This window comes from Serratia sp. OLAL2, assembly GCF_002752475.1.
Classification (GTDB): domain Bacteria; phylum Pseudomonadota; class Gammaproteobacteria; order Enterobacterales; family Enterobacteriaceae; genus Serratia; species Serratia bockelmannii.
In genome coordinates this window covers 498295-512304 of record NZ_MSTL01000018.1, presented here as the reverse complement: position 1 = coordinate 512304, position 14010 = coordinate 498295, and the positions used below count along the sequence as shown (strand labels likewise).

Sequence of the window (14010 nt, the reverse complement as noted above, 5' to 3'; positions counted from 1 at the left end):
CCACGCCTTTGTCCAATCCCCATGCCGCACGCGGGTTAACTCGTGCGGCATGGTCATCAGGCGTTACGCCCCGCCATCACGCCGCCATCGATATCCCAGATAGCGCCGGTCACCCAGCCAGTCTTGTCAGAAAGCAGGAAAGTGATGGTTTCCGCGATGTCGACCGGTGAACCCACGCGTCCGATCGGATGAAAGCTGTCGAAGCTGTTCATCACATCCTTGACGTCGTCTTTCGGAATGAAGCCCTCATAAATCGGCGTGTGAACGACAGCTGGAGAAACCGCATTCACACGGATCCCTTTTTCACCCAGTTCAATAGCCAGGTTTTTGGTCAGCGCGTGCAGACCGGCTTTGGCCATTGAGTAGGCTGAAGACGGTGTGGCACCGATGGCCTGTCGTGCCCACATAGAGCCAATATTGACGATAGCGCCTTTGATATCGGCCTCGACCATATTGCGCACTACGTCGCGGGTGATAAAAAACGTGGCGCGGTTAATGCTCATGTACATGTCATAGTCTGACGCTTCATGTTCTGTAAACGGTTTCGGGAAGAACACGCCAGCCGCATTGACCAGCAGGCTGATATCTTTGTGTTCGGCGTTAATGATGTTCACTACATGCTGCAGACCTTCTTCTTTCATCAGGTCTGCAACGATGACGGAAACCTGGCCGTCTGCAGCCAGCGCCTGACGGGCCTGCTCGGCTTTGTCCTGACGATGGCCAACAAGCACCACGCTGCTGCCGCTTTTCAGGACCCGCTTCGCCGTTTCGAAGCCCATACCGCTTGTACCGCCGACCACTAACAGTTTTTTGCCAGCAAAAGATGTATTCATCGCTAACCTCTTTACATTCATCTGGTTGTCATTAATAAGAAGCCTGGCTTCTCATCGTGTGAAACCAGATTGCCACCCTGAAAACCGATTGACGACTGAGAAGAAATTGCGACACAGGAAAGAAAATCTTTCTCGCCGGCGTATACTGAGGAAAAGAATGAATCAGGATGATCACAATGCGATCGTTAAACCGACTTAAATGGCTGCACGCTTTTGAAGCCACCGCCAGGCATGGCAGTTTTACCGGCGCGGCACAGGAGCTGGGTGTCACACCCGCCGCCGTAGGTCAGTTGGTCCGTTCGCTGGAAGACTGGGTCGGACACCCGCTTCTTCACCGCACCCGTTCCGGCAAGGAGCGGCTGACGCTGGTAGACGAAGCGCAGGAGGCCCTACAAGATATCACTCAGGGTCTCGATAAACTGGAAACCGGTTTAAGTAAGCTTCGTGGTCGCCGGTCACGCTCGGTGGTCGTGGTGACGGCGTCCCAGGTACTGATGATGAACTGGCTGATGGACCGCCTGAACCGGTTTGCGGAAACGCATGAGAATATCGATCTGCGGCTTAACGTCACGGAAAAGCTGATGGACGTGTCGTATGGCGAGGCTGATATCGGCATTCGCTGTGGACAGGGAGAGTGGCCCGGCGTGAGTAAAACCTGGCTAATGGATGAGGAAGCCGTGCTGGTCTGCAGTCCACGCCTGGCTCCCCCCGAGAAAATGGCCTGCAGTGAATGGCTCGCCACGCAAAAACTCATTCACGATGACACGCCGCATCCTGGTGCGGATTTTCCATCATGGGGTGATGTACTGAGAGCGGTCGGTGCGCCCGAAACGCGGGAAAGCGGGCTGCATATCAATTCTACTTCAGCAGTGATCCTGTCGGCGCTGAGCGGCAGGGGCGTGGCCATCGTTCGAAACGCTCTGGTAAAGCAGCTTATCGAGACCGAGCAGTTGGTTCATCTCCATCCCGACCATCGCTGGCCACTTAGATGGTCCTACTATCTGGTCACCCCGCAGCAACATGTCATGCGTGATGAAGTGAAAATTTTCCACGACTGGCTTCTTCAGGACGTCGTCTCAGACCGTTCATAAACGATCATCGCAGCTATTGCGCTACCTCGGCATTCGCCCTGGGGCGTCGTGCCCTTTCCCGCCGCCTTTACTCCTGCTTCAATTCCCGCAAGTGCTTGTACACCGTGGCGCGCCCCATCGACAGCACATTGGCGATGTAGTCCGCGGCGCTTTTGGCCTTGAACGCGCCCTGATGGTAGAGATCGCTGACCAGTCGCCGTTTTTGTTCGCGGCTCAGCGCGCCGAGCGCGGCGTTTTCGCGCCGCAGCCAATCGTGCAGGAAAGTGTTGATCTTCTCCTGCCAGTCGTCTTTGAACAGCTCTTGTGGCTGAGGTTGCAATCGCGTGACCGACAGGAACATGTCCAGCGCGTTGCGGGCGTCCTCGAACATCGCGGTGCTCAGGTTGATGCACAGCAGATAGCTGGGCTTGCCCTGTTCGTCGCGTGCGGCAATGCTCACCGAACGCATCTTTTTGCCGTCCCAGTTCAGCTTCTCATAGGGGCCGGTCACGCCGGCGCCGCCATCGAGCTCGAAGTCTTCCAGCCCGGCGTCGTCGCCCGGTTTGCGCTTCGACAGGTTGTTCGCCAGATAGGCAATCTTGTTGGTGGCCAGATCGTGGATCACCACTTCCGCATTCGGGAAAAACAGCGCCGCGATGCCGTCAGCGACCGAGCGCAAAAGTTCGAGTTGAGAAGAAGAGTTCGGCACGCTGGGGGTCTCCGTATGGCCCGGTTTGGTTTGCTGTTCAGCCGCTTAGCATACCGCAGTTGCCGCCGCTTGCCGAGTGGAGCGGCGGCAAGCGGCGTATCCTTTGCCGGTTATTCCGCCTCGGCGCCACGCCGATAAAACACGTAGCTCTCGCGCGCCACGCTGTCGCGGACCCGATAGCGCCAGATCAGCCCGAGCGTGGTAAACCACAGCGGCATGCTGCACAGCGCGATCAGCGTCTCGCTATCGAACACCATCAGCACCAGCGTAAAGGCGAAGAATGCCAGCGTCAGCCAGGCCATCGCGACCCCGCCTGGCATTTTGAAATTGGAATCGGCGTGCAGATCCGGTCGCTTCTGGCGATACACCAGGTAGGCGACCAAAATCATGCCCCAGCTGTAAACCACCAGGATTGCCGCCACGGTAGAGACGATGGTGAACAGCGTCATGACGTTCGGCACCAGTATCAGCAGCAAGGTGCCGGCCACCATGCAGAAGCAGGAAAACAGCAGGCTGCGGATCGGAATGGCCGTGGTGCGAGACAGAATGCGGAACTGACCGTGGGCGTGCTTTTCCATCGACAGGCTGTACAGCATGCGGGTGCTGGAATACACCCCGCTGTTGGCCGAGGACATCGCCGAAGTCAGCACCACGAAGTTGATCACCGCGGCGGCAGCCGGCAGCCCCGCCCGATCGAACAGCATCACGAACGGGCTGCTGTCCGGCGAGATGTGGCTCCACGAGGTGACGGCGATAATGGTCAGCATCGAGCACACGTAGAAGACGATGATGCGCGCCGGGATCGCGTTGATCGCCTTCGGCAACACCTTCTGCGGGTTTTTGGTCTCCGCCGACATCGTGCCCAACAGCTCGATGCCGGTACAGGAGAAAATGGCGATCTGGAACCCGGCGAAAAAGCCGAAGATGCCGTGCGGCATGAAAATGGCGGGATCGGTGACGTTATGCAGCGAAGCGGTCACGCCGTCCGGCGAGGTCCATCCGCTGAACACCATCCAGGCGCCGGTGGCGATCAACGCGACGATCGCCACCACCTTGATCATCGCAAACCAGAATTCGGCTTCGCCGAACATCTTGACCGACAGCATGTTGAACAGACACAGAAACCCCAGCGTCAGCAGCGCTGGCAACCAGGGCGAGACGTTAGGCAGCCAATACTGCACGTAGCCGCCGCACACCACCACGTCGGCAATGCAGGTCACGACCCAGCTCAGCCAGTAGGACCAGCCGAGAAAAAAGCTGGCGCGCGGCCCCAGGTATTCGGAGACGAAATCGGCGAACGAACGGTAATCGAGCCGCGTGAGCAGCAACTCCCCCATCGCCCTCATGACCATGAACATGAAAAAGCCGACGATGGCGTAAGTCAGTACGATGGAGGTGCCCGACAGCGCGAGGGTTTTCCCGGCGCCCATAAACAGCCCGGTGCCGATGGCGCCGCCGATCGAAATCAGTTGAATGTGGCGCGCGCTCAGCCCGCGCTGCAAGGTTTGGGCACAGTTTGGCCCCTCGGCTGAACCTGGGTTCAGCCGATCGCAGTGATTTTTTGTCATGGTGTTACCTGTCCGTCATTAAGGCGATTAAGCAACCGATATGCGGCTGCAGCAGGAGTGAAACGCCCGTGGGCGTTCTAACCGGCAAAAAAGTGAGACCGAACGCTGCCCGCCCTGTTGTGACAGGGAGGTAATAATAATGGGTACCGAGAAAATGCTCTCGTGAGCCGTCGTATCGCCCACGTTTGGCGAACATAGCCTGAGCGTGGTGGGTAAACACTAAAATATCAAATGGTTATACTTTCCCTTGTGCAACAAAAAAACGATGCCGGAGTCGTTTTAACATTAATTTAACTCTGGCGAGGGGAAATGCCATTGTCAACATGGCAGTTAAATAAAATGAAACTTTTTGATCACATTCAAGCTTCTGAAAAATAGATAAAAAGGGTTTTTATGCGCTTTATATGCATAAAATATGCATGAGCTCGCTCACCGTCGACAAAAAGTAATTAACTATTCATTTGCCGCCCTGCAGGCGGCGAAAAACCGTCCGCTGGCCCGATGAGAGGGGGGCTAACAACCGGCATAATTAGTGGTAAATTTAGCGTCGCAAAGTGTTATGCGCTTGCTAATCCACGGTTAAACGAAATAAATACCTCTAAAATATAAAGGTTGGTTATGGAAAAGCTATCCTACGCTTCAGACAGCAGCACCACCGCTTGGGCTACATATCTGCAACAAATCGATCGCGTCGCCCCTTACCTCGGCGACCTCTCACGCTGGGTTGATACGCTGCGTCACCCTAAACGCGCTTTGATTGTTGATATCCCGCTGCAGATGGACGATGGCACCATCCGTCACTTCGAAGGTTTCCGCGTACAGCACAACCTGTCGCGCGGGCCGGGTAAAGGCGGTATCCGCTTCCACCCTGACGTCGATCTGAACGAAGTGATGGCCCTGTCCGCCTGGATGACCATCAAGTGTGCCGCGGTCAACCTGCCGTACGGCGGCGCCAAGGGCGGCATCCGCGTCGATCCGTTCAAACTGTCTGAAGGTGAACTGGAGCGACTGACCCGCCGCTACACCAGCGAAATCGGCTTCATCATCGGGCCACAGAAAGACATCCCTGCGCCGGACGTCGGCACCAACGCCAAAGTGATGGCCTGGATGATGGATACCTACTCCATGAACCACGGCACCACCATCACCGGCGTAGTGACAGGCAAGCCAATCCACCTCGGCGGTTCCCTGGGCCGTGAGAAAGCGACCGGCCGCGGCGTGTTCGTCACCGGCAGCGAAGTGGCCAAGCGTCTGGGCGTGCAGATCGAAGGCGCCAAAGTGGCGGTACAAGGCTTCGGTAACGTGGGTAGCGAAGCGGCCCGTCTGTTCGTCGGCGTCGGCGCTCGCGTCGTCACCATCCAGGACCACTCCGCTACCCTGTTCAACGCCAACGGTATCGATCTGGTCGCGCTGACCGAATACCAGGCCAAGCACAAGCAGATCGCCGGCTTCCCGGGTGCCAGCGAGATCGAGAGCGAAGCGTTCTGGTCGGTTGACATGGACATCCTGATCCCTGCGGCGCTGGAAGGCCAGATCACCCGCCAGCGCGCCGAAATCCTCAGCGCCAAGCTGGTGCTGGAAGGGGCTAACGGCCCAACCTTCCCAGAAGCGGACGACATTCTGCGCTCCCGTAACATCACCGTAGTTCCGGACGTTATCTGTAACGCCGGCGGCGTAACGGTCAGTTACTTCGAGTGGGTGCAGGATATGGCGAGCTACTTCTGGAGCGAGTCCGAGATCAACGAGCGTATGGACAAGATCATGACCGACGCGATGGTCCACGTCTGGAACAAGGCCGCAGAGAAAGAGTGCAGCCTGCGCACCGCGGCTTACATCGTGGCTTGTGAGCGCATCCTGACCGCACGTAAAGAGCGCGGCATCTACCCAGGTTGATGCCGGCTTATTTGGCCTGCGAGCGGGCCATTGTTTCAGGGGGCGAAAGCCCCCTTTTTCGTTTCACCTATTTTTGAAACAAGGCCACGATTTCTGGCGAATACAGGTCGGGATATTTTTCTGCCGACCCGAGTATATTCTGACGAACCGTTTTACCTTTTACGCTTGGATCTGCTGCCACATACTCTGCCGGGAAAGCCAGCGCATCTTTATCGGCACCCGCAGCCAACAACGCCTTGACGCAGTCAGGATTATTGCTGGTCAGGCTTTCCAGCAGTGGTGTGCCAACAGGCCAGGCCTGTTGCTGGGGCGGTTGAGCATCGATAGAGGTTCCGGGTTTATGCAACAAGGCGATACGCTGTGCCGCTTGCGGGTCCGGCTGGCCGTCTTGGGAAGCATCCCGCGTGCAAACAAAGTGCAAAGGCGTTGATCCTACCTTGCTGACGCCATAAGGATCTGTACCGGCGGCTACCAGCAGTTTGATGACCTCCAGATTAGTCGCCCCTTCCCCCATTATCGGTGAGAATCCCTGCGGGGTAACCTGCTTGGCATCCGCACCAGATTGCAGCAACAGTTTTACCAGCGCGGGCGCGGCTCCTTGGCTTTGGGCGGCGGCAATAAGTGGTGTATTAGTCCCCCCTTGTGCAATGACGTTGGTATTGGCACCTGCTTTTAGCAAGCTCTGTAAAATGTGAAGGTCATCATCGGATAATTCAGACTTGTCGGTATTTCCCAACGCTGACAACAATACGGTTTCTCCATTGTCACTGATGGCTTGATTCACATTCACCGACATATCAAGAAAACGATCGAGCAGCGCCGGCTGTTTGTAATAGGCGGCATACCATAACGTTTGAATAGTAGGGTGAGCGCCATTTTTTATCAGTTCATTAATGGTGTCCATATCGCTACTACTCTTAGAGTAAGCATACGTCATTACCGACTCATCGAGTTTTTGGGTAAGTTCCTCTTGTTCCCCAGCGTGTGCTGCAACCGAGCTCCCCAGCAGGCTCAGCGCCAGTGCGCAGGCTGTGGCACAGCGATTTAAAATAGGCATTTTTTTGTTCCTTCAAAATAATAAAAAAATTAAACAAGTGCTTTCCATTATTACGCAATGGTCATAATCACAGAACTCTGAAGTATTCGTATGAAGCGTGCTAACAGATTTCTCTTCCATTTTAGTGGGGAGCCGTTTTTCTACCATAGGAAACAAACGAAAATCAAATTCATTACTGATTAGACCGCCAAGATAATTATGGCCTTTATTCTTGCCAAGAAAGTCAACTCAATTTTTACGCTTTTTAATCGTGTATTCCACAGCACTTTGCGGTTCGCATTCCCAGGGGCGCTGGGCTATACCTTAGGCATTCCCCCTCCTGCAGGAGTTGTGATCATGAGCAAGAAAAAAATCCTGATGCTGGTCGGCGACTACGCCGAAGATTACGAAACCATGGTGCCGTTTCAGGCATTGCAGATGATCGGCCATTGGGTGGACGCCGTGTGCCCCGGCAAAGCCGTCGGCGACTACATCCAGACCGCGATCCACGACTTTGACGGCGCGCAGACCTACAGCGAGAAGCCCGGCCACCGTTTCACCCTGAACGCCGACTTCGCCGCCGCCAAAGAAGAGCACTACGATGCGCTCTTGATCCCCGGCGGTCGGGCGCCGGAATACCTGCGCCTGAACCCCGAGGTGATCGCGCTGGTGCAGGCGTTTGACGCCGCGAAAAAACCGATCGCCGCCGTTTGCCACGGCCCGCAGCTGCTGGCGGCGGCCGGGGTGTTGAAGGGCCGCACCTGCAGCGCCTACCCGGCTTGCGCCCCGGAGGTGCGACTCGGCGGCGGCCATTATGCGGAGATCGGCATCGATCAGGCGCACGTCGACGGCAATCTGGTCACCGCCCCGGCCTGGCCGGCGCATCCGCAGTGGCTGGCGAAATTCGCCGAGGTATTGGAGCAGTAAACGCGCAACCTCGTACCGCTCTTGCGGCACGAGGTTATTGTCACTCGTCATGCGGGTATCAGTGCCCCCGCCCTAAATCGCTTGACCTTGCCAACGTTGGAAGCCGGATAACGCAGGATGAGCTGCTGCTACGCAGTCAATTCCACAGTCGACGTCGGTAGAAAAGGTCAAATGATGAAAGCTAAAACTCTCCTCTCGACGGCAGCGGCGGTAAGCATCGCTTTCGCCGTTGCCGGATGCAACGACAGCGCACCGTCCGCCACCGCACCGCCGCCACCCGCCGTACCGGTGGCCGAGGTGCTGGTGCGTCCGGTCACCCCTTTTGTCGAATTCAGCGGTTACCTGACCGCCGTCCAGCGCGTTGAGCTGCGGCCGCGGGTCGCCGGGTACATACAGGCCGTGAACGTCCCTGAAGGGCGCGTCATTGAAAAAGGCCATCCGCTCTTTCGTATCGATCCGCGGCCCTTCCAGGCGGCGCTGGACGCCGCAGCGGCGCGGCTGCAAGAGGCTGAAGCCACCGCTATGCTCGCCCAGGCCGACTTTGCGCGCGCCCGAACGCTGTTCAACCAAAAAGTCATCGCCCGCGAGCGTTTTGATGCCGCCACTGCCGCGATGAATGTGAGTAAAGCGCAGGTCAACGCGGCAAAGGCGGCGTTGACGGCGGCGCAACTGGACATGACCTTTACGCGCGTCACCGCGCCAATCACCGGGCGAGTCGGGCGGACGCTCATCACCGAAGGCAACTATGTCGCCAGCGGCGTCACGGCGCTCACCACCATCGTTTCCGTCACCCCACTCCACATCTACTTTGACGTCGATGAACGCACCTATTTGCAATCGCTGGCCGCCTGGCGCGACAAGACGGCAACGCATGAGATCAAGGTCATGACGGCGTTGATCGGCGACAAAACATACTCACGTCCCGGCCGCGTCGACTTTATCGCCAATGCTGCTGAACGGACGACCGGCACGGTACGCCTGCGCGCGGTGATCGATAACCCCGATGGACGGCTGTCCCCGGGGCTGTTCGCCAAGATCAAGCTGGAAACCGGCGCGCCACAGGCCAAGGTGTTGATCGCCGATCTGTCGATTGGCACCGATCAAAGCCGTCGTTATGTCCTGGTCGTCGATAAAAACAACCAGACCGAATACCGCCCGGTAGAACTTGGCCCGGTTGTTGATGGAATGCGCGTGATAGAGCGAGGGCTGCAACCGGGAGAACGCATCGTGGTGAAAGGGCTGGTGCGCCCCGGCATGGCGGTCACACCCCGCCCTTCGATGATTGACGGCACGCCTGCAACACAACCGAACACGATGGGAGATGCGACATGACGTTTCCCCGCTTCTTCATCAAACGCCCGATCTTCGCCATTGTTCTTTCCATCTTGACGTTGATCGCCGGCATCGTGGCGCTGTTCCAATTGCCGCTGAGCGAATATCCGGCGGTCACGCCGCCCACCGTCCAAGTGACCGCCTCTTACCCCGGCGCCAATCCCAATGTGATCGCGGAAACGGTGGCCGCGCCGCTGGAGCAAGCCATCACCGGCGTCGAAGGTATGCTTTATATGTCTTCACAGGCGGCGACCGACGGCCGAATGACGTTGACCGTCACGTTTGCGCAAGGAACGAATGCCGACATGGCGCAGATCCAGGTGCAAAACCGGGTGGCGCGCGCGTTACCCCGGTTGCCTGCAGAGGTGCAGCATCAGGGCGTGGTGACGCAGAAAACCTCACCGGACATCCTGATGGTGGTGCATCTTCTGTCGCCCGACCAACGCTACGATCCGCTGTATATCTCGAATTACGCTTACCTGCAGGTTCGTGATGAGCTGTCCCGTATTCCGGGCGTCAGCGATGTCCAGGTTTGGGGAGCCGGCGAATACAGCATGCGGCTCTGGCTGGATCCGGATCTGATCGCCGCACGCGGGCTAACCGCCGGCGATGTGATCGCTGCGGTGCGCGAGCAAAACGTGCAGGTGGCGGCCGGTTCCGTCGGTCAGGCGCCCGATTCCAATGCCGCATTTCAGGTTACGGTCAATACCCTGGGGCGGCTGGCCGATGAGAAACAGTTTGGCGATATCATCATCCGCACCGGCAGCGACGGCCAGGTGACCCGCTTGCGCGACGTCGCCCGTATAGACATGGGCGCCGATGCGTATGCGCTGCGCAGCCTGCTCGACGGCGAGCCGGCCGTCGCGCTGCAAATCATTCAGAGCCCGGGCGCCAACGCGCTGGACGTCGCTCAGGCGGTCAGAGCGACCGTCAAACGCCTGGAAGGCGACTTCCCAGCCGGGCTCAGCTCACGAATCGCCTATGATCCCACGGTTTTCGTGCGGGCATCGCTCGAGTCGGTGGTGACGACCCTGTTGGAAGCGATCCTGCTGGTGGTGATCGTGGTGGTGGTGTTCCTGCGTAGCTGGCGAGCCTCACTCATTCCGCTGCTCGCGGTGCCGGTCTCGCTGGTCGGCACGTTCGCCATCATGCATTTGATGGGCTTCTCTCTCAATACGCTGTCTCTGTTCGGTTTGGTATTGTCTATCGGCATCGTCGTCGATGACGCGATCGTGGTGGTGGAAAACGTCGAACGGCACATCGAAAACGGTAAAACGCCGCAGCAAGCCGCACGGCTCGCCATGGATGAAGTCACCGGGCCGATCGTCGCCATCACCTCGGTGTTGGCCGCTGTGTTCATCCCAACGGCGTTCCTGAGCGGTTTACAAGGGGAATTTTACCGGCAGTTCGCACTGACTATCGCCATTTCTACCCTGCTGTCGGCGCTCAATTCCCTGACGCTCAGCCCGGCGCTGGCCGGCTTGCTGCTGCGGCCGCACCCGGCGGAACATCGCGCTCCCGGCCGCATTCAGCGTATCTTGCAAGCCGCCGTCCGGCCTTTCCAACGCGCGCCGGACGCGTATGCCAATGCCGTACGTAAAACGGTGCGCGTCAGCGGCGTGGCGCTGGCCATTTACGGCGGGCTGCTCGTTCTGACGTTTTTCGGCTTCCAGGCCGTACCGCCGGGCTTCGTGCCCATGCAGGATAAGTACTATCTCGTCGGCATCGCCCAACTGCCCAACTCGGCCTCGCTGGATCGCACCGATGCGGTCGTTAAACAGATGTCGAAGATCGCGCTGGCGGAACCCGGCGTGGAAAGCGTCGTGGCCTTTCCGGGGCTGTCTATCAACGGCTTCGTCAATGTGCCGAACGCCGCCGTGATGTTCGTTATGCTCGATCCGTTTAAAGAGCGCGCCACGCCCGATCTGGCCGCGTCAGCCATAGCGGGTCGGCTGCAGGCGAAGTTCGCCGACATTCCCGATGGTTTCCTCGGCGTATTTCCGCCACCGCCCGTCCCCGGTCTCGGCGCCACCGGCGGATTCAAGATGCAGGTGGAAGATCGCGGCGGCGTGGGGCTTGAGTCTCTGGTTGAGCACACGCGGCTCCTGATGGTGAAAGCCACCGAATCGGGACAGGTCGCCGGTCTGATGACCAGCCTGGACATCAATGCGCCGCAACTTGATGTGGTTATCGACCGTACGCAGGCGAAAAGTCAGGGTGTCAGCCTGGCGGATGTGTTCGAGTCGCTTCAAATTTACCTCGGCTCGCTTTACATCAACGACTTCAACCGATTTGGCCGCACTTACAAGGTGACCGCCCAGGCCGATGCCGACCATCGCATGCAGGCGGAAGCCATCGGCCGACTGCAGGTGCGCAACGCGGCCGGTGACATGCTGCCGCTGTCTTCCTTTGTTACCGTGACGCCCGGCTCCGGCCCGGATCGCATCATCCGTTACAACGGCTACCCATCGGCTGATATCTCGGGCGGCGCGGCGATAGGTGTCAGTTCCGGTCAAGCGGTGGCCTTGATGGAGCAACTGGCAAAAGAGACGCTGCCGGAAGGCATGACCGTCGAATGGACCGATCTCACCTATCAGCAAAAGCTCGCGGGCAACGCGGCGCTGTTCATTTTCCCACTGTGCGTACTGCTCGCTTATCTCATTCTGGCCACGCAATACAACAGCTGGCTGCTGCCTTTGGCCGTACTGCTGATCGTGCCGATGTGTCTGTTGAGCGCCATGATTGGCGTCTGGCTGTTGGGGGGCGACAACAACGTTTTCGTGCAAATAGGCCTCATTGTGCTGGTCGGTTTGGCCGCTAAAAACGCCATCCTGATCGTCGAGTTTGCCCGCGGTCTGGAGGATGAAGGTGCTAACACGCTCGAGGCTGTGATTAAGGCTTGCCGGCTGCGGTTAAGACCGATCGTGATGACTTCGATCGCGTTTATTGCCGGCGTCATTCCGTTGATCTTCGCCAGCGGCGCGGGTGCGGAAATGCGCCATGCCATGGGGGTTGCGGTATTCGCCGGCATGCTGGGCGTGACCTTGTTCGGCCTGTTCCTGACACCGGTGTTTTATGTGGTGATTCGCGGCCTGACGGCGCGATTCGAGCAATACCGTACCAAAGGCAAAGCCAGCGTAAGGAGCGAGTCTGATGAGAAATCTTCGTAGAACCTTTTTATTGCCGCTGAGTGCGATCGCCTTGTTAGCCGGGTGTGCAGCGGTCGGTCCAGATTACTCGCCGCCCGCCCCCCGGGCTCTCTCCGGCTTCGGCCCATCGCCGGTGGGACTCGGCGCCGGCGATGTCGAGATCGCATGGTGGCGCATCTTCGACGATCCGGCGCTCACCGAATTGATTCGGCGCGCGTTGGCGGCGAACCATGATGTCGGCATCGCCGTCGCCCGGTTAGACGAAGCCAAGGCCCTGTTGCGTGAACAACGGCAGGATTTCCTGCCGCGCGGCGACGTCGCGTTGAGTTATGAGACGCGTCGACGGGGGGAGGCAGAAAAAATGGCCGCCCAGCCGCGCCATGCGGAAACCTACCGCGGCGCGCTTGACGCCGCATGGGAAATCGACCTCTTTGGGCGCGTTCGGCGCTCGGTTGAACTCGCTCAGGCGCAAGCAGGGAGCCGTGAAGCAGTGCTGCGGGGCGTTCAGGCGGGCGTCGCCGCCGAAGTGGCCGCCACCTGGTTCGAACTGCGCGGTTTTGAGGCCGAACTTAAGGTGGTCGCCGACATCAACCAAAGCCAGCGTGAAAGCCTGGCGCAGGTTGAAAGACAAATGCGCGCCGGCGTCGCCAGCGAAGTTGACCGATTGCGCGCCGAGGCGCTCTTGCTCAGCGTCGAGGCGACGACGCCGGAACTGGAACGCCGCCGATCCGCCGCCGTCAACGTATTGGCGACGCTGCTTGGCGAAACGCCCCAAACATTCCGTCCTCCGGCCACCGAACGGGGGAGTCAGCTGCCTGCGCTGCGGACTATCGCCGTGGGTACGCCCGGCGCCCTGCTTGCCCGACGCGCCGACATTGCGACGGCGGAGCGGGAGCTGGCCGCGGCCACCGCCCGGATTGGCGTTGAAACAGCAGATCTCTACCCGCATGTTGAGGCACGAGGCTCGATCGGGCTGGTCGCCGGCAATCTCGATGCGATAAATGGCGCCGGCGTGCTGTCTGGCTTCATCGCGCCAATCATTCGTTGGTCATTTCTTGATATCGGCCGCGTGCGCGCCAGGATCGCTGCCAGCGAGGCGCAGGCGCGACAGGCGTTATTGATTTATGACCAGACGGTGCTGCGTGCGCTGCGTGAAACGGATGATGCCTTCAAAGCCTACGCCGAAGCGGCCGACCTGCTTGCTCTGCGGTTGCTCGAAGCGGCGGCGAACCGCGAGGCGGCAAGGCTCTCACGGCTGCGCTTTGCGGCGGGACAGGGCATTTACCTGGAGGTGCTCGAAGCCGAACGGGCCGACTTCAGCAGTCGGCGGGCGGTGGAGCTCGCACACACCCGGCAGCGGCTTGCCGTGGTGAGCATCTATAAAGCGCTCGGCGGTGGCTGGGAAGTGTGCGCAACGGCGATGAGCGACTGCCGCGGCGCAGGCAATTCGGCCATAGCGAAAAAAGTTGGCGGTAAACCTTGACCTTCCCGCG

Annotated in this window: 10 protein-coding genes; 6 read left to right on the top strand and 4 right to left on the bottom strand. The window is 58.9% G+C overall.

Annotation, left to right across the window (positions count from 1 at the left end; genetic code table 11):
• Positions 1-56 precede the first annotated feature (56 nt).
• The gene (locus tag BVU99_RS15840; RefSeq protein ID WP_043137268.1) at positions 57-833 is read right to left on the bottom strand and encodes an SDR family oxidoreductase; all 777 of its coding nucleotides are present in this window, start codon (positions 831-833) and stop codon (positions 57-59) included.
• Between the two features lie 176 nt (positions 834-1009).
• On the opposite strand from BVU99_RS15840, the gene BVU99_RS15835 reads away from it, so the two are divergent.
• Positions 1010-1924, top strand: a complete 915-nt coding sequence (locus tag BVU99_RS15835; protein ID WP_089196524.1) for a LysR substrate-binding domain-containing protein — start codon at positions 1010-1012, stop codon at positions 1922-1924.
• 67 nt (positions 1925-1991) lie between these two features.
• Here the strand turns inward: BVU99_RS15835 and BVU99_RS15830 are convergent, their stop codons facing one another.
• Positions 1992-2612 carry a PAS domain-containing protein gene (locus BVU99_RS15830; protein ID WP_016927684.1) on the bottom strand — a complete coding sequence of 207 codons (621 nt, stop codon included), beginning with the start codon at positions 2610-2612 and terminating at the stop codon, positions 1992-1994.
• Positions 2613-2722: 110 nt separating this feature from the next.
• Positions 2723-4180 carry an amino acid permease gene (locus BVU99_RS15825; protein WP_025302876.1) on the bottom strand — a complete coding sequence of 486 codons (1458 nt, stop codon included), beginning with the start codon at positions 4178-4180 and terminating at the stop codon, positions 2723-2725.
• 618 nt (positions 4181-4798) lie between these two features.
• Between BVU99_RS15825 and BVU99_RS15820 the strand changes: the two genes are divergently transcribed.
• Entirely contained in the window at positions 4799-6073 is a 1275-nt protein-coding gene (locus BVU99_RS15820; protein WP_043143546.1) for a Glu/Leu/Phe/Val dehydrogenase, read from the top strand.
• Positions 6074-6140: 67 nt separating this feature from the next.
• Here BVU99_RS15820 and BVU99_RS15815 read toward each other — a convergent pair whose 3' ends face one another.
• Positions 6141-7130, bottom strand: coding sequence for an ankyrin repeat domain-containing protein (locus BVU99_RS15815; protein ID WP_089180916.1), 990 nt, complete (start codon positions 7128-7130; stop codon positions 6141-6143).
• Positions 7131-7466: 336 nt separating this feature from the next.
• Here BVU99_RS15815 and BVU99_RS15810 point away from each other — a divergent pair, with 336 nt between their 5' ends.
• The 4 genes from BVU99_RS15810 to BVU99_RS15795 all read left to right on the top strand — a co-directional run bounded on the left by BVU99_RS15810 (position 7467) and on the right by BVU99_RS15795 (position 14000).
• Entirely contained in the window at positions 7467-8036 is a 570-nt protein-coding gene (locus BVU99_RS15810; RefSeq protein WP_043143542.1) for a DJ-1/PfpI family protein, read from the top strand.
• Between the two features lie 171 nt (positions 8037-8207).
• Entirely contained in the window at positions 8208-9368 is a 1161-nt protein-coding gene (locus BVU99_RS15805) for an efflux RND transporter periplasmic adaptor subunit (RefSeq protein ID WP_275541958.1), read from the top strand.
• Positions 9365-12538: an efflux RND transporter permease subunit gene (locus BVU99_RS15800; RefSeq protein ID WP_049295641.1), complete on the top strand. Its 3174-nt coding sequence runs from the start codon at positions 9365-9367 to the stop codon at positions 12536-12538. Before BVU99_RS15805 ends, BVU99_RS15800 begins: the two co-directional genes overlap by 4 nt.
• The gene (locus BVU99_RS15795; protein WP_049295642.1) at positions 12522-14000 is read left to right on the top strand and encodes an efflux transporter outer membrane subunit; all 1479 of its coding nucleotides are present in this window, start codon (positions 12522-12524) and stop codon (positions 13998-14000) included. The genes BVU99_RS15800 and BVU99_RS15795 overlap by 17 nt, the downstream gene beginning before the upstream one ends.
• Positions 14001-14010: the final 10 nt, after the last annotated feature.

Excerpts from the sequence above, each read along its gene's own strand:
- BVU99_RS15840 (WP_043137268.1), bottom strand. The coding sequence starts at position 833 with ATGAATACATCTTTTGCTGGCAAAAAACTGTTAGTGGTCGGCGGTACA.
- BVU99_RS15835 (WP_089196524.1), top strand. The coding sequence starts at position 1,010 with ATGCGATCGTTAAACCGACTTAAATGGCTGCACGCTTTTGAAGCCACC.
- BVU99_RS15825 (WP_025302876.1), bottom strand. The coding sequence starts at position 4,180 with ATGACAAAAAATCACTGCGATCGGCTGAACCCAGGTTCAGCCGAGGGG.
- BVU99_RS15820 (WP_043143546.1), top strand. The coding sequence starts at position 4,799 with ATGGAAAAGCTATCCTACGCTTCAGACAGCAGCACCACCGCTTGGGCT.
- BVU99_RS15815 (WP_089180916.1), bottom strand. The coding sequence starts at position 7,130 with ATGCCTATTTTAAATCGCTGTGCCACAGCCTGCGCACTGGCGCTGAGC.
- BVU99_RS15810 (WP_043143542.1), top strand. The coding sequence starts at position 7,467 with ATGAGCAAGAAAAAAATCCTGATGCTGGTCGGCGACTACGCCGAAGAT.
- BVU99_RS15805 (WP_275541958.1), top strand. The coding sequence starts at position 8,208 with ATGATGAAAGCTAAAACTCTCCTCTCGACGGCAGCGGCGGTAAGCATC.
- BVU99_RS15800 (WP_049295641.1), top strand. The coding sequence starts at position 9,365 with ATGACGTTTCCCCGCTTCTTCATCAAACGCCCGATCTTCGCCATTGTT.
- BVU99_RS15795 (WP_049295642.1), top strand. The coding sequence starts at position 12,522 with ATGAGAAATCTTCGTAGAACCTTTTTATTGCCGCTGAGTGCGATCGCC.